The organism is Saccharopolyspora indica (assembly GCF_027853965.1).
Classification (GTDB): Bacteria; Actinomycetota; Actinomycetes; order Mycobacteriales; family Pseudonocardiaceae; genus Saccharopolyspora; species Saccharopolyspora indica.
The window spans coordinates 87,079-107,671 of the sequence record NZ_JAQGLB010000024.1 but is presented as its reverse complement, the minus strand read 5'-3'; the positions used below and the strand labels follow the sequence as shown (position 1 = coordinate 107,671).

Here is a 20,593-nt window from a genome sequence, read left to right as displayed (position 1 = left end):
GACGCGCTGTCGGGCCGTTGGTCCAGCATGGAGGGGTGCGCGATGTGCTGGACACCTTCTCCCCCGCGACCCGCGACTGGTTCCGCGGGGCCTTCGCCGCGCCCACCGAGGCGCAGCGCGGGGCGTGGGAGGCCATCGCGGCGGGCGAGCACGCGCTGGTCGTCGCACCGACCGGTTCCGGCAAGACGCTCGCGGCGTTCCTGTCCGCGCTGGACAAGCTGGCCGTCGAAGGCGCGCCCGCGGAGGCCAAGCACCGCTGCCGGGTCCTCTACGTCTCGCCGCTGAAGGCGCTGGCGGTCGACGTGGAGCGCAACCTGCGCGCACCGCTGGCGGGCATCCGGCAGGCCGCGCAGCGCCGCGGCAGCGCCCCACCGGACATCACCGTCGGCATCCGCACCGGCGACACCCCCGCCGACCAGCGGCGATCGTTCAACCGGACGCCGCCGGACGTGCTGGTGACCACGCCGGAGTCGCTGTTCCTGCTGCTGACGTCGGCGGCGCGCGAGTCGCTGCGCGGGGTCGAGACGGTGATCGTCGACGAGGTGCACGCGGTGGCGGGGACCAAGCGCGGGGCGCACCTGGCGCTGGGCCTGGAGCGGCTGGACGAGCTCCTGCCGGCGCCCGCGCAGCGCATCGGGCTGTCCGCGACGGTCCGGCCGGTCGAGGAGGTCAGCACCTTCCTCGCCGGTGGGCGGCCGGTCCGCACCATCCAGCCCGCGCACCCGAAGGAGGTCGAGGTCCGGGTCGAGGTCCCGGTGCCGGACATGGCCGAGCTGGGCGCGTCCAGCGGTGAGGGTGCCGATCAGCAGCCGTCGATCTGGCCGTCGGTGCAGGAGCGGATCCTGGAGCTGATCCGGCAGCACCGCTCGACCATCGTGTTCAGCAACTCCCGGCGGCTGGCCGAGCGGCTGACCGCGGGGATCAACGAGCTCGCGGTCGAGGAGGAGCTCGAACCGGCGGCGCGGTTCCCGGCCGAGGCGGTGGGCGGTTCCGGGGTGGCCGCCGGGGCGCCACCGGTCATCGCGAAGGCGCACCACGGCTCGATGTCCAAGGAGCAGCGCGCCGTGGTCGAGGAGGAGCTCAAGTCCGGGCGGCTGCCCTGCGTGGTGGCCACCTCGTCGCTGGAGCTGGGCATCGACATGGGCGCGGTCGACCTGGTCGTCCAGGTCGAGACGCCGCCGAGCGTGGCCTCCGGGCTGCAGCGCATCGGGCGCGGTGGGCACCAGGTCGGCGCGGTGTCGCGCGGCGTGGTGTTCCCGAAGTTCCGCGGCGATCTCGTCGGGTGCGCGGTCGTGTCGGAGCGGATGGCCGACGGGTTGATCGAATCGATCGCCTTCCCCCGCAACCCGCTGGACGTGCTGGCGCAGCACGTGGTGTCGATGGTCGCGATGGATCCCTGGCCGGTGGCGCGGCTGGCCGCCGTCGTGCGCCGCGCCGCGCCGTTCGCCGGGCTGCCCGATTCGGCGCTGAACGCGGTGCTGGACATGCTGGCGGGCCGGTACCCGAGCGAGGAGTTCGGCGAGCTGCGGGCCCGCATCGTCTGGGACCGGGTCAACGACGAGCTGCGCGCGCGTCCGGGTGCGCAGCGGCTGGCCGTCACCTCGGGCGGCACGATCCCGGACCGCGGCCTGTTCATGGTGACCACGCCGGGCGAGGACGCCGCGGGCAAGGGCGGGGTGCGCGTCGGCGAGCTCGACGAGGAGATGGTCTACGAATCGCGGGTGGGCGACACGTTCCTGCTCGGCACCTCGGCGTGGCGGGTGGAGGACATCACCCACGACCGGGTCGTGGTCACGCCCGCCCCCGGCCAGCCTGCCCGGATGCCGTTCTGGAAGGGCGATTCGCCGGGCAGGCCGCTCGAACTGGGGCGCGCGCTCGGCGCCTTCGTCCGGGAGCTGACCGGCGCGGACACCGCTGCCGCGCGGGAGCGGATCGCGGCCGCCGGGCTCGACGGGTGGGCGCAGGACAACCTGCTGTCCTACTTGGACGAACAGCGGCGGGCCACCAGGCACGTGCCCGACGACCGGACGATCGTGGTGGAGCGGTTCCGCGACGAGCTCGGCGACTGGCGGCTGGTGGTGCACTCCCCGTTCGGGGCGAAGGTCAACGGCCCGTGGGCGCTGGCGATCGGCGCGCGGATCCGGGAGCGGCGCGGCATCGAACCGCAGGTCGCCTCCTCCGACGACGGGATCGTGCTGCGGCTGGCCGATGCGCTGGACGATTCCGGCGCCGAGGTGCTGCCCACCGCCGAGGACGTGCTGCTGCCACCGGACGAGGTCCAGCAGGTGGTGACCGACGAGGTCGGCGGCTCGGCGCTGTTCGCCGCGCGGTTCCGGGAGTGCGCGGCGCGAGCGCTGCTGCTGCCGCGCCGCGACCCGCGCCGCCGCACCCCGCTGTGGCAGCAGCGGCAGCGGGCGGCACAACTGCTGGCGGTCGCCGCGCAGTACGAGCAGTTCCCCGTCGTGCTGGAGGCGATGCGGGAATGCCTGCAGGACGTCTACGACCTGCCCGGGCTGACCGAGCTGATGTCGCAGGTCGCCGCGCGGAAGGTGCGGGTGGTCGAGGTCGAGACCCCGACGCCGTCGCCGTTCGCGCGCAGCCTGCTGTTCGGCTACATCGGCATGTTCCTGTACGAGACCGACGCGCCGCTGGCCGAGCGGCGATCGGCCGCGCTGAGCCTGGACTCGACGCTGCTGGCCGAACTGCTCGGTTCCGAGGCGTTGCGGGAACTGCTCGACGCCGAGGCCCTGGCGGAGATCGAGCAGCAGCTGCAACGGCTCGACCCGGACCGGCACGCCCGCGACGCCGAGGGCGCGGTCGACCTGCTGCGCTTCCTCGGCGATCTGTCCACTGAGGAGGCCGAGGCGCGGGGCGTGCGCCCGGAGTGGCTGGCCGAGCTCGCCGATCAGCGGCGCGTGCTCCAGGTGCGCATCGCCGGGCAGGAGCGGTGGATCGCGATCGAGGACGCCGGCCGGGTCCGCGATGCGCTCGGTGTCGCGCTGCCGGTGGGAGTGCCCGAGGCGTTCACCGAGCCGGTGGCCGATCCGCTGGGCGACCTGCTGATCCGCTACGCCCGCAGCCGCGGGCCGTTCACCGCCGATGCCGCAGCTCAGCGCTTCGGCCTCGGCGTGGCGGTGGTGCACGGCGTGCTGGACCGGCTGACCGGCACCGGGCGGCTGGTCCGCGGTGAGCTGCGGCCGCTGGAAGCCGGGGGCGGGCGGGCGTTGGAGTACTGCGACGCCGAGGTGCTGCGGCGGCTGCGGCGGGCTTCGCTCGCCCGGCTGCGCGCGGAGGTCGAACCCGTCGAACCTGCCGCGCTGGGACGGTTCCTGCCCACCTGGCACGGCATCGGTGCGCGGTTGCGCACGGCGCCGACGGTGGACGACGTGTACTCCGCCGTCGAGCAGCTCGCCGGTGTCCCGGTCCCGGCCAGCGGCCTGGAGTCGCTGATCCTGCCCGCGCGGCTGCCCGGCTACTCCCCCGCGCTGCTCGACGAGCTGACCGCGACCGGCGAGGTCACCTGGGTCGGATCCGGCTCCTTGGCCGGTGGTGACGGCTGGATCGCGCTGGCGCCCGCGGACGTGGCGGACCTGCTGCTGCCGGACCTGCCCGAGGAGCCCGGCACCGACTCCCCGCTGCACCGGGCGGTGGTGTCCGCCTTGGACGGTGGGGCGCTGTTCTTCCGGCAGCTGGCCGACCGGGCCGGGGCGTTGCTGCTGGAGCAGGACGAGAGCGTTCCCGCGGATGATGCGGTCACCTCCGCGCTGTGGGACCTGGTCTGGTCCGGCACGGTCACCAACGACACGTTGGCGCCGTTGCGGTCTCTGGTGTCCGGGCGCGGTGCTGCGCACAAACCGCGCCGCAGTGCGCCTCGTGGTCGTTATGCGCGGCTGCGCGCGGGACGTCCGTCGATGCCCAGCCGCAGCGGCCCGCCCACCGTCTCCGGACGCTGGTCGCTGGCGCCGCAGCCTTCGAACGAGCCGACACGGCGTGCGCACGCCCGCGCCGAAGCGTTCCTGGAGCGGCACGGGGTGCTCACCCGCGGAGCGCTGGACGTCGAACGCGTCACCGGCGGGTTTTCCGCTGTGTACAAGGTGCTTCGGGCGATGGAGGAATCCGGGCGCTGCCGTCGCGGGTACGTCGTCGAGGGGCTCGGGGCCGCGCAGTTCGCGGTGCCCGGTGCGATCGACCGCCTGCGGGCGCTGTCCCGCGAGGAAGGCCCGGGTGAAGCCGTGGTGCTGGCCGCCGCCGATCCGGCTCAGCCCTACGGCGGCGCGCTGGACTGGCCCGCAGCGATGGGCGAAACCCGGCACCGGCCAGGCCGCAAGGCTGGTGCGCTGGTGGTTCTCGTGTCCGGCGAGGCGGTGTTCTACGTCGAGCGCGGCGGGAAGTCGCTGCTGTCGTTCACCGAGGACGAGCCCGCGCTGCGCGCAGCGGCGGGCGGACTTGCGCGCGTCGTCCGCGACGGGTGGTTGGAGCAGCTCTCGGTGCAGCGCGCTGACGGCGAAGGCGCGTGGGGATCGCGGCTCGCGGCGGTCCTCACCGAGGCGGGATTCCGCGCCACGCCGAAAGGTCTGCGCCTGCGCGCCTGACGTCGGTGGTGATGATCCGGTATCGAAAGCGGCACGTTGAGCGATAGTCCGGGCATGGATCTGCACCAGGCCGTGCTGCTGGCAATGGCGTTCGCCGCAGGCGGCTTCACCCTGCGCCGCCTCGCGAAACGCCACGGCTGGCAGGGCGGCTGGCACTTCTCGGGCCTCGTCTCCGGCGCTGCACTGGTCGGCGTCCTCACCTACTTCGCGGCGTACACGATCATGATCTTGGTGCTCGCACTCCTCTTCGTCATCGCCTGAACGCCGGACACGGCGTTGCGGCTCGCCGCGCGAGAGCGACTCCGCCCCGGAAAATCGAGCGTTTCCCGATCATCGAGCGAGCGCTGATCGATACTCGGCGCGTGAACCCGTACTCGATCTCCATGTTCGCCGTCGCACTGGCGGCGGGCGGCTGGACCTTCCACCGCAAGGTGCGACGGCACGGCTGGCGGAACGGCTGGCGGCTGGCAGGCGCGATCATCAGTTCCGCGCTGGTCACGGTCCTCGTCTTCTACGCGGCCTTCCTGATCTCGATGCTGCTGCTCGCCGCGCTCTTCTCCCTCTGGGAGTAATGCTCCGGAAAGCCCGGCCTCGCGCAGGAACGAGGCCGGGCAGCTCCGGAGCACCTGCGGTGCAACGGTTTCCGCGATCAGCGGATGGCGAGCTGGAGCAGCCCCCACAGCTGGGCCACCGCGTCCGGATCGCCGCTGATCTCCACCGCGCGGTTCGGCAACCGGCCCCACATCCACAGGTAGACCGCCGCCGCGTCACCGCCCACCACCGCATCCGGCGTCGTGGCCGCCACGTCGTCCGAGCCGACCACGGCGGTACCGCGCTGGTCCGCGGTGACCAGCCAGTTGCGGCCGGCCACGTGCACGCCCACCGAGCAGGCGCGGCTCGCCGTGATGCCGAGGGCGTGCAGCCGGTAGCCGAACCACGCCCGCAGCACCTCGTCGATGCCGTCGACCGCCACGTCGGCTTCGATCTCGGTCCGCTCCACCCCCGCGGCGGTCTGCACGTCCACCCGGTGCACCGTGGTGGCGTGCAGCACCCGGCGCAGCCAGAACCGCACCTCGTGCTGCTCCGGCCACCAGGTCGGGCACGGGTCGTGCGGCGGCCGGGAACCGAACTCCGCCAGCAGCCCGGCCAACCGGACCGCGAACCGGCTGGTCACCTCGCGCAGCTCGGGCCGGTCCGGCAGCTGCCACGGCCGCTCGACCTCCGCCGATCCCAGCCAGCACAGCGCGTCCTCGCACAGATCACCCAGGTGCCGGACGGTCTGCCCCAGCGTCCGCCCGGAAGCGCTCCACACCGGTGCGTCCGGGTGCGCGTCGTGCGTCGCCGCGGTGAGCAACTGCGCCTCGATGCCGAGCAGGTCCAGCATCCGCCCGTAGTCCAGTCCCAAGTCAGTGCCGTTCACCGCGCCACCCCCAACAAGCTTCGCCCGACTATGTCCAGGAATTCCCGGCTGCGCGCCAACAGGCCGTCGGCGTCGAGCCAGGTGATCGTCGGCACTCCGGCCTCGGCGGCCGCGCGCCGGTCCGATCGCGCCGCGAAGTAGGCCGCCCACTCCCGCAGTTCGGGGGCGGCCCCGGTTAACAGCGTCCACACGCTGGCCGGCCGGCTCCGCTCGCGCTGCCAGGAGCGGGCCACCACCACCGCGGTGGCCGCGCGCAACGCGGCCACGTGGGCGGCGGCGTACCGCTCACCGGGCCGGTCCGCCTGCTCCGCTTCGTGCAGGCAGGTCCGCGCGTTGAGCAGCAACGACAGCGAACCCGCCGGGGTTTCCGCCTCGGGGGTCGGGCCCTGGTCCTCCACGGAGCTCCGCGGAGCGGGAATCGAGAGATCGGTGGAAAAAGACATCGGCGCTCTCCTCTGCAACGACGAAGCCGTCCACGCCCACCCGGGCACCGCGCGCTGCCCGGCGTCCTTCGCCGGCCAGCAGGTCCGAGGCGGCAGGCCCGGCGGCGGAGTGCTTCCCCCACCCCACCGCCGGACCTTGCGTTCGAACTGGAGTCCATCGAACCCGTGTTCGAACACCTTCAGATTAGCGCGCCAGGCCGATCGACTCAAGCAATGCGCCATAGCTCACCTGTTCGAGTCACTACCAGCGAAGATGATCACCCGAAGGGGCGAATCGAACACGCGGTGACCGCCTCACCACCCGGAGGGCACGCCAGGAACGACCGCCCGCCCGGAACCGGCTAGTGTTCGGCCGTGACCGCCGCCCCGCCGCCCCGCTGTGACCGGATCGCCGAGCTGACCGCCGACCAGTTCCAGGCCCGGCTGCCCGAAGCCCTGCAGATCTACGTGACCGCGATGGGCTACCCGCCCGCCACCGCCCAGCAGCGCGCCCCGATGTGGTCGGCGCACATGCAGCGCGCGGGCTGGCGCTGCATCGGCGCGTTCAGCGAGCAGGACCAGCTCATCGGCATCGGCTACGGCTACCTCGGCGCCCCGGGCCAGTGGTGGCACGAGCAGGTCCGGCGCGGCCTGCTCAGCAGCGGGACCGAGATCGGCGACTGGCTGGACGACTACTTCGAGCTGACCGAGCTGCACGTGCACCCGGCCGGTCAGGGCGCGGGCATCGGCGAGCGGGTCCTGCGCCAGCTGCTGACCGACGCCCCGGGCGACAAGGTCCTGCTGTCCACCCCGGAGGGCCCGACGCGCGCCTGGCGGCTGTACCGCCGGGTCGGCTTCACCGACGTGCTGCGCAACTACCGGTTCACCGGCGATCCGCGCCCGTTCGCCGTGCTCGGCCGCCCGCTGCCGCTCGAAGAGCGCTGATCGGGTCACGCGCACGGAGCAAAATCCGAAGCACTTTCACGAAATCCTTGCCGATCACCCGGTGATCGTCTTCACTGCGTTACCAGCAGGTAGCGACGGTGGAGGTGCCGATGGGCCGGGTGGGAGCGCTCCGCAGAGCGGGCGGAATCGCGTTGTCGGTGCTGGCGGGGCTCTCCCTGAGCGTCGTCCCGGCGGCGGCCGACGAGCCCGCGTACCAGCACTACGTCGCCCTCGGCGACTCGTTCACCTCCGGCCCGCTGATCCCGTGGATGCGGCTGGACCCGCTGCTGTGCGGGCGGTCCACGAACAACTACCCGGCGCTGCTGGCGCGCGAGCTCGGGCCCGCCGAGTTCACCGACGTCAGCTGCGGCGGCGCGGACACCACGGACATGACGAGCGCCCAGGACTGGTACTCCGGACCGCAGTTCGACGCGCTCACCCCGGAAACGGACCTGGTCACGCTCGGCATCGGCGGCAACGACTCCAGCGTCTTCGGCGACGTCATCGCCACCTGCTCCGGCCTGCGCGCCACCGACCCGGTCGGCTCGCCGTGCCGCGAGCACTTCGCCGTCGACGGCGGTGACGACCTCGTGCGGCGCATCGAGATCACCGGGCACCGCGTGGCGGAAGTCGTGCGGGGCGTGCAGGAGCGGTCACCGCGGGCCCGGATCCTGGTCATCGGCTACCCGCGCATCGTGCCGCCCAGCGGCTACTGCCCGGACGTCATCCCGATCGCCGACGGCGACTACAGCTACGCCGACGAGATCGAGCAGCAGCTCAACGCCGCGATCGCCGGCGCTGCCGAGCGCACCGGCGTCACCTTCGTCGACACCTACGGCCCGTCGCTGGGCCACGACGCCTGCGCGACCGGCGGCGCGGCCTGGATCAACGGCCAGCGCCTGAGCCCGTTCGCGGCGCCGTACCACCCGTTCGCATCGGCGATGGCCGCGCAGGCCAGCATCATCGCCGACGTCCTGGACGGCGAAGCCCCGGACGTCGCCGAAGCCGAGCGAGCGGCCGAACGCGCCACCGAGGACGCTGCGCGCCAAGCCGAGCGCACCGACGCCCACCAAGCATCGGCCCGCGCCCAACTCACCGCGCACCACCCGTCCTGGTGAGAGGTGAAGGGCACCTTCAGGCAAGCAACTCGCCTGAAGGTGCCCTTCACCGCCGCTCAGAGCTTCGCGAGCTGTTCGCGGAGGGTGTCCAGGCCCATGCCGCCCATGCGGAGGGCCGTCGTGTGGAACTCCTTGACGTCGAAGTTCGCGCCGTGGCGCTGCTTCGCTCCGTCGCGGGCCGCGCGCCAGAGGCGCTCGCCGAGCTTGTACGACGGGGCCTGGCCGGGCCAGCCCAGGTAGCGGTCGATCTCGTCGCGGACGTGGTGCGGATCGGTGATCGTCCGGTTCAGCATGAACTCCAGGCCCAGCTCCGGCGTCCAGCGCTCACCCTCGTGGAAGCCGGTGCCCGCCGGGATCTCCAGCTCCAGGTGCATCCCGATGTCGACGACCACGCGCGCCGCGCGGAACAGCTGGTCGTTGAGCATGCCCAGCAGGTCGCCGTCGTCCTGCAGGTAGCCCAGCTCGCGCATCAGGCGCTCGGCGTAGAGCGCCCAGCCCTCGCCGTGCCCGGACACGAAGCAGGCCAGCCGCTGGAACTTGTTCAGCCGCTGCGCTTCGTGCACCGCGGTCGCCACCTGCAGGTGGTGCCCGGGGACGCCCTCGTGGTACACGGTGGACACCTCGCGCCAGGTCGGGAAGTCCTCCTTGTCGGCGGCCACCGACCACCACATCCGGCCGGGCCGGGAGAAGTCGTCGGTGGGCCCGGTGTAGTAGGCGCCGACGCCGCCGCCCGGCGGCGCGATGCGGCACTCCAGTTCCATCAGCGCGTCCGGGATGTCGAAGTGCGTGCCGCGCAGGTCCCGCAGCGCCTGATCGGACAGCCGCTGCATCCACTCCTCGAAGGCGCGCTGGCCGCGCACCTGGTAGCGCGGGTCGGCGTCGAGCACCGCGGCGGCCTCGGCCAGCGTCGCGCCCGGCTTGATCCGGTTCGCGATCTCCTTCATCTCCGCCTCGATGCCCGCGAACTCCGCCCAGCCCCACTCGTAGGCCTCGCGCAGGTCGAGCCGGGCACCGGTGAAGTACCGCGACCACAACCGGTACCGCTCCTCGCCGACGGCGTCCTTCTCCGGTGCCTTCGGCAGCAGGTCGCCGCGCAGGAAGTCGGCGAACCCGGCGTAGGCCTCCGCCGCCGATTCGGCCGCCGCGTCGAGATCGCGGCGCAGCGGTTCGTCCACGCCCTCGGCGCGCGCCACCATCGCCGCGAAGAACGACTGACCGCCGCGCCCGGACCAGGTGTCGCACTGCTCGGCGACCTTGGTGACCTGCCGCACCGCCGACACGTTGCCGTCCGCGGCCGCCGACAGCAGACCGGCGCGCAGGCCCAGCAGCGCCTCGGGCATCACCGACAGCCGGCGGGCGATGGTCCGCCACTGCTCCGGGGTGTCGGTCGGCATCAGGTCGAAGACCTGCCGCAGCTCCTGGGCCGGCGAGGCGATCACGTTCAGCGCGGACATGTCCGCGCCGATCTCGTGCAGCTCCAGGTCCAGCCCCACCCGCTCGGTGAACACCGCCTGCGCGATGCGCTCCGAGTCGTCGCGCGGCTCGGCCGCCTCCACCGCCGCCAGGCTGCGGCGGGCCAGCTCGGCCCGGGCCCGGTGGCCGTCCGGCGAGTAATCGGTCAGTTCTGCTTCGCCACCTGGCACGCCCAGGTAGGTAGCGGCGATCGGGTCGAGCGCGGCCAGCTCGTCGACGAACCGGTCGCTGATCTCGTGCACGCCGTCGTGGTCAACTCCCATGCCCGTCACGCTATCGCGCGGAACCGCGCGGCACGCCACTGCGACGAGAGGGGTTTCGCGGTCGGCAAAATCGGCCGCCGGATGCGAAGATCGCCCACGTGGAGGCCACCGGACCGCGCCGCCGCGCGGCATCGCTGCTGGTGCTGATCACCGTGCTCGGCACGCTGCTCGGCGGGTGCCTGCGCGTCAACGCCTCGCTGAACGTCTCCGGCGAGGACCTGGTGTCCGGCGAGGTGCTGGTGACCACCGAGTCCCTCGACGGCCAGGTGCCGTTCGAGCTGCGGCCGCCGGACGCGCTGGCCGACCGGGTCGAGGTCGTGCCGTTCCGCGCCGAGAACCGCGTCGGCTCCCGGTTGTCCTTCCGCGACCTGAGCTTCGCGGAGGTCGAGAGCCTCGCCGGCGCGCTGAGCCAGTCCGACTCCCGGTACCGGCTGAACCTGTCCCGCTCCGGCTCGCTGGTGATCGTCGACGGCTCGGTGGACCTGACCCCGCTGGCCGACACCGATTCCGCGGTGGACCTCAAGGTCAGCGCGCCGGGCGAGATCACCAACACCAACGGCCAGGAATCGGCGGGCACCGTGGCCTGGTCGCTGGAGCCGGGCACGGTCACCGAGCTGTCGGCGATCTACCAGTACTCGAACGCCTCGGGCGGCGACTGGATCGGCTGGGCGCTGCTGGTCGGCGCGCTCACCTTCATCGCGGCCGCGCTGGTGGCGGTGCTGGCCCTGCGCACCCACCTCCGCAACCGCGCGGAGCAGAACGCCTGACGGTGCCGTCACCCGGTGCTGCGTCAATTTCGTACGAAATTGACCATCACCCGGGTGACGGAGGTCAGAGGCCGAGGTCGGCCACCACCTGGCGCGTCGCTTTGGAGCGGTTGAGGGTGTAGAAGTGCAGCGCGGGCACGCCTTCGGCGATCAAGCGCTCGCACAGGCGGGTCACCACCTCCACCCCGGCCTGCCGGAACGCGGCCGGGTCGTCGGCCAGCGGGAGCAGCCGGTCGGAGATCGCCGCGGGCACCGGAACTCCGGCCAGCTCGCCGAACTTCGCCAACACCCGCGGCGTCGTGATCGGCATGACCCCGGGCAGCAGCGGCGCGTCGCAGCCCCGGGCGACCAGCCGGTCGCGCAGCCGCAGGAAGTACTCCGGTTCCAGGAACAGCTGGGCGATGGCGAACCCCGCGCCGGCGCGGATCTTGCGGGCCAGGTGGTCGGCGTCGGTGCCGAGATCGGCCGAGCGCGGGTGCCCGTGCGGGAAGGCCGCCACGCCGACGCAGAAGTCGCCGAGCTCGCGGACGAGCCGCACCAGCTCCTCGGCGTGCTCGAGGCCGTCCGGGTGGCTGTTCCACTCGCCGTTGGGATCGCCGGGCGGGTCACCGCGCACCGCGAGCACGTTGCGCACCCCGGACGCGGCGTACCAGCCGATGACGTTGCGCAGCTCGGCCACCGAGTGGTCGACCGCGGTCAGGTGCGCCATCGGGGTCAGGGTGGTCTCCTGCGCGATGCGCCCGGTGGTGCGGATGGTCCGGTCCCGGCTGGACCCGCCCGCGCCGTAGGTCACCGACACGAACGCCGGATCCAGCGGCTCCAGCTCGCGCACCGCCCGCCAGAGCACGCGTTCTTCCTCGTCGTCGCGCGGCGGGAAGAACTCGACCGAGAAGGTCGTCCGCTCGGTTCCCAGCCTGCCCACCACCGTCATGGAGCTCAGAATAAGGAACTCCCGGCTACGCTCCGGAGTCTTCCCAACGACTGGGAGCGAACCGGTAGCCCGGGCAGCCGAAGCCGAACGGCATCGCGGAGGATGGTGGGGTGCCTCCATCACAATCGGTTACCGCGCAAGCAGCCAGCAAGGACACCGTCGTGGAGTCGAGCCTTCCCGATCAGGTCCAGCGGGAGCTGACCGAGTTCCTGCGGGCCCGCCGCACCGAGGCGGCCGACCTCGACCCGGCGTTCGGCGCCGCGGTGGCCGAGCTGGCCGATTTCGTGCTCAGCGGCGGCAAGCGCATCCGCCCGACGTTCGCCTGGTGGGGCTGGCGCGCCGCCGGCGGTGGCGACGAGGGCCCGGCCGCGATCGCGATGCTGCGGGCGGCCAGCGCCCTGGAGCTGCTGCAGGCCTGCGCACTGGTGCACGACGACCTCATCGACGAGTCCGACACCAGGCGCGGCAACCCGACCGTGCACCGCAAGTTCGAGCAGGTCCACCGGGAGTCCGGCTTCGCGGGGGACGACCGGCAGTTCGGCATGGCGGGCGCCGTGCTGCTCGGCGACCTGGCGCTGTCCTGGGCCGACGACATGCTGCACGGCGCGGGGATCCCGCCTGCCGCGATGAACCGCGCGCTGCGGCCGTGGCGCGCGATGCGCACGGAAGTGCTCGCCGGGCAGTACCTGGACGTGCTCGGCCAAGTCCGCGGCGACGAGTCCCCGCAGGCCGCGCTGCGGATCTGCCAGCTCAAGGCCGCGTCCTACACGGTGCAGCGCCCGCTGGAGGTGGGCGCCGAGATCGCCGGGGCGAGCCCGGCGGCGCTGGAGGCGTTGCGCCGCTTCGGCTCCGACATCGGTGTCGCCTTCCAGCTGCGCGACGACCTGCTGGGCGTCTTCGGCGACCCCGAGGTGACCGGCAAGCCCGCAGGCGACGACCTGCGCGAGGGCAAGCGCACGCTGCTGATCGCCGAAGCCGCGGCCACCGCTCTCAAGCAGGGCGACCAGGAGGCCCTGGACCTGCTGCACGGCGTCCTCGGCGACCCCGACCTGGACGAGGAGCGCGTCGAGCAGGCCCGGCAGCTGCTCACCCGGCTCGGCGCGGTGGCCGCGGTGGAGAAGCAGATCACCGACCTGACCGGGTCGGCGCTGCTCGCGCTGCACGGCGCCGACCTGGCCGAACCGGCCGCGTCCCGGCTCGCCGAGCTGGCCGTCGCCGTCACCGACCGCACCCGCTGATGCGCACCACCACCGGCCGCAGCGACCACGTCCTGGTGCTCGGCGCCGGCCTCGCCGGACTCGCCGCCGCGCTGCACCTGGCCGGGGCCGGCAGGCGGGTGACGGTGGTGGAGCGCGCGCCGCTGCCCGGCGGCCGCGCCGGGCTGCACCGGCTGGACGGCTACCGCATCGACACCGGCCCGACCGTGCTGACCATGCCGGAGCTGGTCGACGAAGCGCTGCACGCGGTCGGCAGCTCGCTGGCCGAACGCCTCGACCTGGTTCCGCTGCACCCGGCCTACCAGGCGCGCTTCGCCGACGGCTCGGTGCTGGACGTGCACACCGACGGCGAAGCGATGGAGCAGGAGGTGCGCCGCTTCGCCGGGCCCGCGGAGGCGGCCGGGTACCGGCGGCTGCGGGGCTGGCTGACCGAGGTGTACCGGGCGGAGATGCACCGGTTCATCGACGCCAACTTCGACTCGCCGCTGGACCTGGTGTCACCGGAGCTCGCCCGGCTGACCGCGCTGGGCGGTTTCGGGCGCCTGGGACCGGCCATCGGGCGTTTCCTCGGCGACGAGCGGCTGCGCCGGGTGTTCTCGTTCCAGGCGCTCTACGCGGGCCTCGACCCGCGCCGCGCCCTCGCGCTGTACGCGGTCATCTCGTACATGGACACCATCAACGGCGTGTGGTTCCCGCGCGGCGGGATGCACGCGGTGCCTCAGGCGCTCGCCGACGCGGCGGCGGAGGCAGGCGTCGTGTTCCGCTACGACACCGAGGTCGCGGACCTGGAGCGCCGGGGCGACCGGATCACCGCAGCGCGCACCGCGGCCGGTGAGCGGATCAGCGCCGACGCGTTCGTGCTCACCCCGGACCTGCCGGTGGTGCACCGGCTGCTCGGACACCGGCCGCGGCGGCGGCTGCGCTGGTCGCCGTCGGCCGTGGTGCTGCACGCCGGAACCACGCGCAACTGGTCCGACGCGCACCACACGATCTCCTTCGGCGCGGCCTGGGACCGGACGTTCACCGAGATCATCCGCGACGGGACCCTGATGAGCGATCCGTCGTTGCTGGTCACGCGGCCGACGACGACCGATCCGACGCTGGCGCCGGAGGGCCGCGACCTGCACTACGTGCTGGCTCCGTGCCCGAACCTGGCCACCGCTCGATTCGACTGGGAGCGCATCGGCCCCGCCTACCGCGACGAGCTGCTGCGCACCCTGGAGCGCCGCGGCTTCACCGGTTTCGGCGACTCGATCGAGGTGCAGGAGCTGGTCACGCCCGCGGACTGGGCCGCCCAGGGCCACGCCGCCGGGACGCCGTTCTCAGCCGCGCACACCTTCCCGCAGACCGGCCCGTTCCGGCCGCGGAACCTGGTCCGCGGCCTGGGCAACGTGGTGCTCGCCGGATCCGGGACCACGCCGGGCGTCGGCGTGCCACCGGTCCTGATCTCCGGGAAGCTGGCCGCTCAGCGCATCACCCGGTCATGAGGCACGGTGAAGGGCACCTTTTAGCAAGTAAGTTGCCTGAAGGTGCCCTTCACCGGGTCAGCGACACCTCGCACCGAGCTCGTCGGGGAGTTGCTCAGAAGCCCATCGCTTGGGCGCGGCGCTTGACCTCCCGGCCGCGGTCGCCGCGGAGGGCGTCGATCGGGGTTCCCGGCAGCGTGTCGTCCGGGGTGAACAGCCAGCGGAGGATCTCGTCCTCGTGGTAGCCGGAGTCCCGGAGCAGGGTGATCGTGCCAGGCAGGCCCTTCACTATCTCGTTGCCGTCCAGGAACGCGTCGGGCACGCCGAGCGAACCCTCGCGGCGCAGGGCCAGCAGATGTCCATCACGAATCAGTTGGTGCACCCGGGTCACGGACCGCCCGAGCCGTTCGGCGACGGCCTCCAGCGGAACGACCTCCACATCGGGAGCGAGCACATCCGGGGCAGCTGGGATCGCACTCACGCTGCACACCTTGCCACATCGCACCGACCGACGCCGAGCACCGCTCGCCCGGAGATCCCCGCGGGCCGCGTTCGGCACCGCCCTACGATCAAGATCATGACCGATCCCACCACCTGGCCCCGGCGTGTCGTCCGCACCTGCCACAATCGTGGTCGGAACGGTTACCCGGCGGTTGGCGGACGATGACTTCTGAGACACGGCGAGGACGCGGCGCGAGCCTCGTCGGAGCCATGCTCGAACGCCGGTACCGGGTCGACGCGCTGATCGCCCGCGGTGGCATGTCCACCGTCTACCGGGGCCTGGACACCCGCCTGGACCGGCCGGTGGCGATCAAGGTCATGGACGCGCAGTACTCCGGCGACCGGTCCTTCGTGGACCGCTTCGAGCGCGAGGCCAGGGCCGCGGCCAAGCTGCACCACCCCGACATCGTGGCCGTCTACGACCAGGGCGTGGACCACGGGACCGGCGAGGAGCACGTCTTCCTGGTGATGCAGCTGGTCGAGGGCTGCACGCTGCGCGATCTGATCATGGACCGGGGCCGGTTGCCGCTGGCCATGGCGCTGAGCGTGATCGAGCCGGTGCTCTCCGCGCTGGAGGCCGCGCACCGGGCCGAGATGGTGCACCGCGACGTCAAGCCGGAGAACGTGCTGATCGGCACCGACGGCTCGGTCAAGGTCGCCGACTTCGGGCTGGTCCGCGCGGCGGCCGAGGCGGGCACGACCAGCGGCAGCGTCATCCTCGGCACCGTTGCCTACCTCTCCCCCGAGCAGGTCACCACCGGTGCCGCCGACGCGCGCACCGACGTCTACGCCGCCGGGATCGTGCTCTACGAGATGCTCACCGGCCGGCCGCCCTACGTCGGCGACACCGCCCTCTCGGTGGCCTACCGGCACGTGAACGACGACGTGCCGCCGCCGGTCGAGCAGGTCCCCGACCTCCCGCCGGTCATCAACGACCTGGTGGTGCGCGCCACCCGCCGCGATCCGGCGCAGCGCCCGCAGAGCGCCGAGGCGTTCCTCGCCGAGGTGCAGCAGGCGCGCGCGGAGCTCGGCATCTCGCCGGTCCCGGTGCCGGTGCCGGAGTCCGCCGAGAGCACCACCCTGATGCCCACGATCACCGACGACGATCCGCCGACGGCGCAGATCCCGGTCGTCCAGGACGCGCCGCCGCCGGTGCAGCCGCAGCGCACCCGGGCGATGCTGCGCCCGGCCACCGGCGACGACTACACGCAGGAGATGGCGCCGGTCCCGGCGGCCAGACCCGCTCCCCAGCGGCAGCGCGGGCGCCGGACCGTCGCGATGTGGACCGCGATCGTCCTGGTCCTCGCCGCCCTCGTCGGCGGGGCCGCGTTCTGGCTCGGCCTGGGCAGCTACGTCGACGTGCCCAAGCTCGTCGGCGAGCAGGAGACCGCCGCGCAGGAAGCGCTCGCCGCCGCCGACCTGACCGGCAACGTGACCCGGGAGAACGACAACGACGTGCCGGAAGGCGTGGTGATCAGCTCGAACCCCCGCGAGGGTTCGCAGGTGCGCACCGGCAGCACCGTCGACCTGGTGGTGTCGCTGGGCAAGCCCAAGGTGCCGGAGATCGCCGAGGGCACGCCGCTGGCCGAGGCCGAGAGCCTCATCCGCAACGCGAAGCTGAAGCCGAAGCACGACGAGTCGGCCGACCAGTTCCACACCACCGTGCCGGAGGGCCGGGTCATCAGCGTCGACCCGGGGCCGGGCACGCCGCTGAACATCAGCAGCGAGGTGTCGCTGATCGTCAGCAAGGGACCGCCGCCGGTACCGGTGCCCGACGTGCGCGGGATGAGCCGCGACGACGCCTTCGCCACGCTGAGCAACGCCGGTTTCGAGCCCTACGAGTTGGGCAAGGAGTTCGACGGCGACGTGGCGGCCGACCACGTCATCAGCACCGACCCGGCGATCGGCGAGGAGATCCGGCTGGTCGGCAGGCCGCGGATCGGGGTGCTGCTGTCGAACGCGGTGACGGTGCCCAGCCTGACCGGTGGAACCGTCGAGGAGGCGCAGCAGAAGGTGCAGGAGCTCGGGCTGACCCTCAACGTCAGCGCGATCTTCCAGCGGGAGGGCATGCGGATCCTGACCCAGTACCCGTTCGCCGACTCGCGGGTCGAGCCCGGCAGCGAGATCCACGTAACAGCGTTCTGATGTGATCCTGATCTCCATCGGGTTGCGTAACGTTTTCCCGATGTGGGATCTACCTGCGGCTACTCGGCCGCGACAAATCGCCCGATCGGTGACCGAACAGCGGATCTTTCCTGGTCACGGGCGGCACGCGGAGCCGTTGTGGAACTATTGGGAGCACGATGCCCCCGACTGTTTCCACCGAGTCGGCACCCGACTGGTCCGAGCGGACCAACAACACGACAGCCGACCAGGCCACCGGCGAACGGCACGAGAGCCGTCCGCTGCCCTTGCGCACCATCGCGCTGGGCGCGATCGGTTCCGTGCTGCTGCTGATCGGTTCCTTCGGCGCGGGCGGAACGCTCGTGCACGACCCGGTCCTCGGCACCGGCCCGCTGTCGGTGCTGCGCTACGGGCACGGCCGCGACGTCGCGGTCACCGTGGTCTACATCGGGTTCGCGCTGCTGGTGTGGGCGTGGGTGCGGCTCGGCCGCGGCGTGCTCGCGCACCTGGTGACCTCGCGCGGAGTGCTGTGGGCGACGGTCGCCTGGCTGCTGCCGATGCTCGTCGCCCCGCCGCTGTTCACCCGCGACGTCTACAGCTACCTGGGCCAGGGCCTGCTGGCGCTGCACGGCCTCGACCCCTACGGCGTCGGCCCGTCCACGCTCACCGGCCCGATCCCGGAGAACGTGCACCCGACCTGGCAGACCACGCCCGCGCCGTACGGGCCGCTGTTCATGGGCGTGGCCAAGGGCGTGATCCTGCTGGCCGGGCACGACGTCATCGCCAGCGTCATCGTGATGCGGCTGGTGCTGCTGGGCGGCCTGGCGCTGCTGATCGGCGCGCTGCCGGGCCTGGTGCGCCACCTCGGCGGCCGGTTGCCGGTCGCGCTGTGGCTGGTCGCGGCCAGCCCGATGACGGTGGTGCACCTGGTCGGCGGCCCGCACAACGACATGCTGATGATCGGGCTGCTGGCGGTCGGCACGCTGCTGGTGCTGGAGGGCCGCCACGTCAGCGGCATCGCGCTGGCCTCGGCGGCGATGGCGATCAAGGCCACCGCCGGGCTGGCGCTGCCGTTCCTGGTGTGGATCTGGGCGTCCCGGCTGACCGGCCCGCTGTGGCGGCGGTTCCTGCGCGCGGTGTTCCCCGCGCTCGGCGTGTTCGCGGTGGTCTTCGGGGCGTGCACGCTGCTGGCCAAGGTCGGGTTCGGCTGGCTGTCCGCGCTGTCCGCGCCCGGCATGATCGTCAACTACCTGTCCGCGCCGACGGCCGTGGGCCAGGCGGTGCACAGCCTGGTCTCGCTGTTCGGCGAGACCAACATCTGGCCGTTCGTGGGCACCACCCGCACGCTCGGCTCGCTGCTGCTGGTGGCGATCCTGGTGTGGAACTGGTGGCAGGCCCGCGAAGGCGGCCCGGAGGCGATCCGCCGCGCGGCGATCGTCCTGTGCTTCGGCGCCTTCCTGTCTCCGGTCCTGCTGCCCTGGTACACGACCTGGGGCCTCGCGCTGGGCGCTGCGTTCGCCTGGACTCCGCGCGCCCTGTCCTACGTGGTCGGGGCCTCGATCGCGCTGGTGCTGGCGTACTACCCGGACGGCGAGCAGGCGATGTACAACTGGCCGTTCGTGGCGGTGGGCATCGGCGCGGCCGTGCTCGGCGCGCTGTCCCTGGTCCGCTACGACCCGCTGGGCCTCAGCGAAGCGTTCGGCCGCTTCTCGCGGACTCACCAGAAGACCTGACGCAGAAGGGCCCCGGATCCGCTGTGAACTGCGGGATCCGGGGCCTCGCGCTTCAGCCGTCTCAGCCGCGGAGCATCTCCGCGACCAGGAACGCCAGCTCCAGCGACTGCTGGGTGTTCAGGCGCGGGTCGCAGGCCGTCTCGTAGCGGCCCGCGAGGTCGGCGTCGGAGATCTCCTGCGCGCCGCCCACGCACTCGGTGACGTCCTCACCGGTCAGCTCGATGTGGATGCCGCCGGGGTGGGTGCCGAGGCGGTGGTGCACCTCGAAGAAGCCCTGCACCTCGTCCACGATGCGGTCGAAGTGGCGGGTCTTGTAGCCGGTGCTGGCCTCGTGGGTGTTGCCGTGCATCGGGTCGCACTGCCAGATGACCTGGTGACCGGAGGCGGTGACCTTCTCCACGATGGCGGGCAGCACGTCGCGGACCTTGCCGTTGCCCATCCGGCTGATCAGGGTGAGGCGGCCCGGCTCGTTGTTCGGGTCCAGCCGCTCGACGTACTCCACGGCCTGCTCCGGCGTGGTGCCGGGACCGATCTTGATGCCGATCGGGTTGGAGATCAGCTCGGCGAAGGCGACGTGCGCGCCGTCGAGCTGGCGGGTCCGCTCCCCCACCCACAGGAAGTGGCCGGACAGGTCGAACAGGCGCGGCTTGTCGCCGGTGGTGTCCAGCCGCAGCATGGCGCGCTCGTAGTCCATCACCAGCGCCTCGTGGCTGGCGTAGAACTGCACCGCGTGCAGGCTGGAGTCGTCGACGCCGCAGGCCGCCATGAAGCGCAGGCCGCGGTCGATCTCGGCGGCCACCGACTCGTAGCGCTCCCCGGCCGGGGAGTTGAGCACGAAGTCCTTGTTCCAGTCGTGCACCTTGGTCAGCGCGGCCATCCCGGCGCTGGTCAGCGCACGGGAGAGGTTCATCGCGGCGCTGGCGTTGGCGTACGCGCGGATCAGCCGCGACGGGTCGTGGCGGCGCGCGGCCTCGGTCGCGACCAGCGAGTTGATCATGTCGCCGCGGTAGGACGGCAGGCCCAGCGCGTCGGTGTCGCTGGACCGCGGCTTGGCGTACTGCCCGGCGATGCGGCCGAGCTTGACCACCGGCATGCTCGCGCCGTAGGTCAGCACCACGGCCATCTGCAGCAGGGTGCGGATGTTGCCGCGGATGTGCGGCTCGGTGTTGTCCGCGAAGGTCTCCGCGCAGTCGCCGCCCTGCAGCAGGAAGGCCTCCCCGCGCGCGACCGCCGCCAGGTGCTGGCGCAGCTGGTCGACCTCGGAGGGGACGGTCACCGGAGGAACGCTCTCCAGCACCTTCCGGACGTTGTTCGCCTGCTCCTGGTCCGGCCACTTGGGCTGCTGGGCGGCCGGGCGGCTCAGGGCGTCGTCGAGCCGGGCGCGCATCTCGGGCGGCAGCGGCGGCAGTTCGGGCAGGTCATCCACGGGGACGTCGACGGTCCAGTTCACGCATCCAGAATAGGCGGTCCGCGCCAGTGCTTTTACTCCGGGAAGCCGGTCCCACCATGCGGAAGCCCAGCCGGGCTCGATTCAGTAGCCCCGCCGGGCGTGCGGGCCCGCTCGGCGACGCGGCCCAAGATCGTCCGGGCCCGCCCGAATCGGCTCCGGACACTCGCTGTG

At 72.6% G+C, this 20,593-nt stretch carries 16 protein-coding genes; 10 read left to right on the top strand and 6 right to left on the bottom strand.

Annotated features, from left to right (window positions below; translation table 11 throughout):
- The first annotated feature begins 35 nt into the window (after positions 1–35).
- From OU416_RS34850 to OU416_RS34840, 3 genes are all read left to right on the top strand, one after another.
- Positions 36–4,592: an ATP-dependent helicase gene (locus OU416_RS34850; RefSeq protein WP_270931334.1), complete on the top strand. Its 4,557-nt coding sequence runs from the start codon at positions 36–38 to the stop codon at positions 4,590–4,592.
- Positions 4,593–4,646: 54 nt separating this feature from the next.
- The gene (locus tag OU416_RS34845) at positions 4,647–4,853 is read left to right on the top strand and encodes a hypothetical protein (RefSeq protein ID WP_270931333.1); all 207 of its coding nucleotides are present in this window, start codon (positions 4,647–4,649) and stop codon (positions 4,851–4,853) included.
- A 101-nt stretch (positions 4,854–4,954) separates the two neighbouring features.
- Positions 4,955–5,164, top strand: coding sequence for a hypothetical protein (locus OU416_RS34840; RefSeq protein ID WP_270931332.1), 210 nt, complete (start codon positions 4,955–4,957; stop codon positions 5,162–5,164).
- Positions 5,165–5,241: 77 nt separating this feature from the next.
- Here the strand turns inward: OU416_RS34840 and OU416_RS34835 are convergent, their stop codons facing one another.
- Positions 5,242–6,012, bottom strand: a complete 771-nt coding sequence (locus OU416_RS34835) for a maleylpyruvate isomerase N-terminal domain-containing protein (RefSeq protein ID WP_270931331.1) — start codon at positions 6,010–6,012, stop codon at positions 5,242–5,244.
- Positions 6,009–6,455 carry an SAV_6107 family HEPN domain-containing protein gene (locus tag OU416_RS34830; RefSeq protein ID WP_270931330.1) on the bottom strand — a complete coding sequence of 149 codons (447 nt, stop codon included), beginning with the start codon at positions 6,453–6,455 and terminating at the stop codon, positions 6,009–6,011. The genes OU416_RS34835 and OU416_RS34830 overlap by 4 nt, the downstream gene beginning before the upstream one ends.
- A 354-nt stretch (positions 6,456–6,809) precedes the next feature.
- Between OU416_RS34830 and OU416_RS34825 the strand changes: the two genes are divergently transcribed.
- Both OU416_RS34825 and OU416_RS34820 read left to right on the top strand, forming a co-directional pair.
- The gene (locus tag OU416_RS34825; protein WP_270931329.1) at positions 6,810–7,379 is read left to right on the top strand and encodes a GNAT family N-acetyltransferase; all 570 of its coding nucleotides are present in this window, start codon (positions 6,810–6,812) and stop codon (positions 7,377–7,379) included.
- A 110-nt stretch (positions 7,380–7,489) separates the two neighbouring features.
- Positions 7,490–8,497, top strand: coding sequence for an SGNH/GDSL hydrolase family protein (locus OU416_RS34820; protein WP_270931328.1), 1,008 nt, complete (start codon positions 7,490–7,492; stop codon positions 8,495–8,497).
- Between the two features lie 56 nt (positions 8,498–8,553).
- On the opposite strand, the gene OU416_RS34815 is transcribed toward OU416_RS34820, so the two are convergent.
- Complete coding sequence (locus OU416_RS34815) at positions 8,554–10,233, bottom strand: DUF885 domain-containing protein (RefSeq protein WP_270931327.1); 1,680 nt, start codon at positions 10,231–10,233, stop codon at positions 8,554–8,556.
- A gap of 98 nt (positions 10,234–10,331) precedes the next feature.
- On the opposite strand from OU416_RS34815, the gene OU416_RS34810 reads away from it, so the two are divergent.
- Complete coding sequence (locus OU416_RS34810; RefSeq protein WP_270931326.1) at positions 10,332–11,000, top strand: DUF3153 domain-containing protein; 669 nt, start codon at positions 10,332–10,334, stop codon at positions 10,998–11,000.
- 64 nt (positions 11,001–11,064) lie between these two features.
- Here the strand turns inward: OU416_RS34810 and metF are convergent, their stop codons facing one another.
- Positions 11,065–11,931: a methylenetetrahydrofolate reductase [NAD(P)H] gene (gene metF / locus OU416_RS34805; protein WP_270931325.1), complete on the bottom strand. Its 867-nt coding sequence runs from the start codon at positions 11,929–11,931 to the stop codon at positions 11,065–11,067.
- 161 nt (positions 11,932–12,092) lie between these two features.
- On the opposite strand from metF, the gene OU416_RS34800 reads away from it, so the two are divergent.
- Positions 12,093–13,169 (top strand): polyprenyl synthetase family protein, encoded by a 1,077-nt coding sequence (locus OU416_RS34800; RefSeq protein WP_270931324.1) that lies wholly within the window; start codon positions 12,093–12,095, stop codon positions 13,167–13,169.
- A complete protein-coding gene (gene crtI / locus OU416_RS34795; RefSeq protein WP_270931323.1) occupies positions 13,169–14,635 on the top strand; it encodes a phytoene desaturase family protein in 1,467 nt (488 codons plus the stop codon). Before OU416_RS34800 ends, crtI begins: the two co-directional genes overlap by 1 nt.
- A 94-nt stretch (positions 14,636–14,729) precedes the next feature.
- On the opposite strand, the gene OU416_RS34790 is transcribed toward crtI, so the two are convergent.
- On the bottom strand, positions 14,730–15,095 hold the full coding sequence (locus OU416_RS34790; protein WP_270931322.1) for an Rv2175c family DNA-binding protein: 366 nt from the start codon (positions 15,093–15,095) through the stop codon (positions 14,730–14,732).
- A 182-nt stretch (positions 15,096–15,277) separates the two neighbouring features.
- Here OU416_RS34790 and pknB point away from each other — a divergent pair, with 182 nt between their 5' ends.
- Together pknB and mptB are read left to right on the top strand one after the other, a co-directional pair.
- Positions 15,278–17,260, top strand: a complete 1,983-nt coding sequence (pknB, locus tag OU416_RS34785) for a Stk1 family PASTA domain-containing Ser/Thr kinase (protein WP_270931321.1) — start codon at positions 15,278–15,280, stop codon at positions 17,258–17,260.
- 158 nt (positions 17,261–17,418) lie between these two features.
- Positions 17,419–18,972 carry a polyprenol phosphomannose-dependent alpha 1,6 mannosyltransferase MptB gene (mptB, locus tag OU416_RS34780; protein ID WP_270931320.1) on the top strand — a complete coding sequence of 518 codons (1,554 nt, stop codon included), beginning with the start codon at positions 17,419–17,421 and terminating at the stop codon, positions 18,970–18,972.
- 61 nt (positions 18,973–19,033) lie between these two features.
- On the opposite strand, the gene OU416_RS34775 is transcribed toward mptB, so the two are convergent.
- The gene (locus tag OU416_RS34775; protein ID WP_093158837.1) at positions 19,034–20,422 is read right to left on the bottom strand and encodes a class II 3-deoxy-7-phosphoheptulonate synthase; all 1,389 of its coding nucleotides are present in this window, start codon (positions 20,420–20,422) and stop codon (positions 19,034–19,036) included.
- Between the last annotated feature and the right edge of the window lie 171 nt (positions 20,423–20,593).

Coding starts and splice junctions, on each gene's coding strand:
- OU416_RS34845 (WP_270931333.1), top strand. CDS start 4,647: ATGGATCTGCACCAGGCCGTGCTGCTGGCAATGGCGTTCGCCGCAGGC.
- OU416_RS34830 (WP_270931330.1), bottom strand. CDS start 6,455: ATGTCTTTTTCCACCGATCTCTCGATTCCCGCTCCGCGGAGCTCCGTG.
- OU416_RS34820 (WP_270931328.1), top strand. CDS start 7,490: ATGGGCCGGGTGGGAGCGCTCCGCAGAGCGGGCGGAATCGCGTTGTCG.
- OU416_RS34815 (WP_270931327.1), bottom strand. CDS start 10,233: ATGGGAGTTGACCACGACGGCGTGCACGAGATCAGCGACCGGTTCGTC.
- metF (WP_270931325.1), bottom strand. CDS start 11,931: ATGACGGTGGTGGGCAGGCTGGGAACCGAGCGGACGACCTTCTCGGTC.
- crtI (WP_270931323.1), top strand. CDS start 13,169: ATGCGCACCACCACCGGCCGCAGCGACCACGTCCTGGTGCTCGGCGCC.
- pknB (WP_270931321.1), top strand. CDS start 15,278: ATGACTTCTGAGACACGGCGAGGACGCGGCGCGAGCCTCGTCGGAGCC.
- mptB (WP_270931320.1), top strand. CDS start 17,419: ATGCCCCCGACTGTTTCCACCGAGTCGGCACCCGACTGGTCCGAGCGG.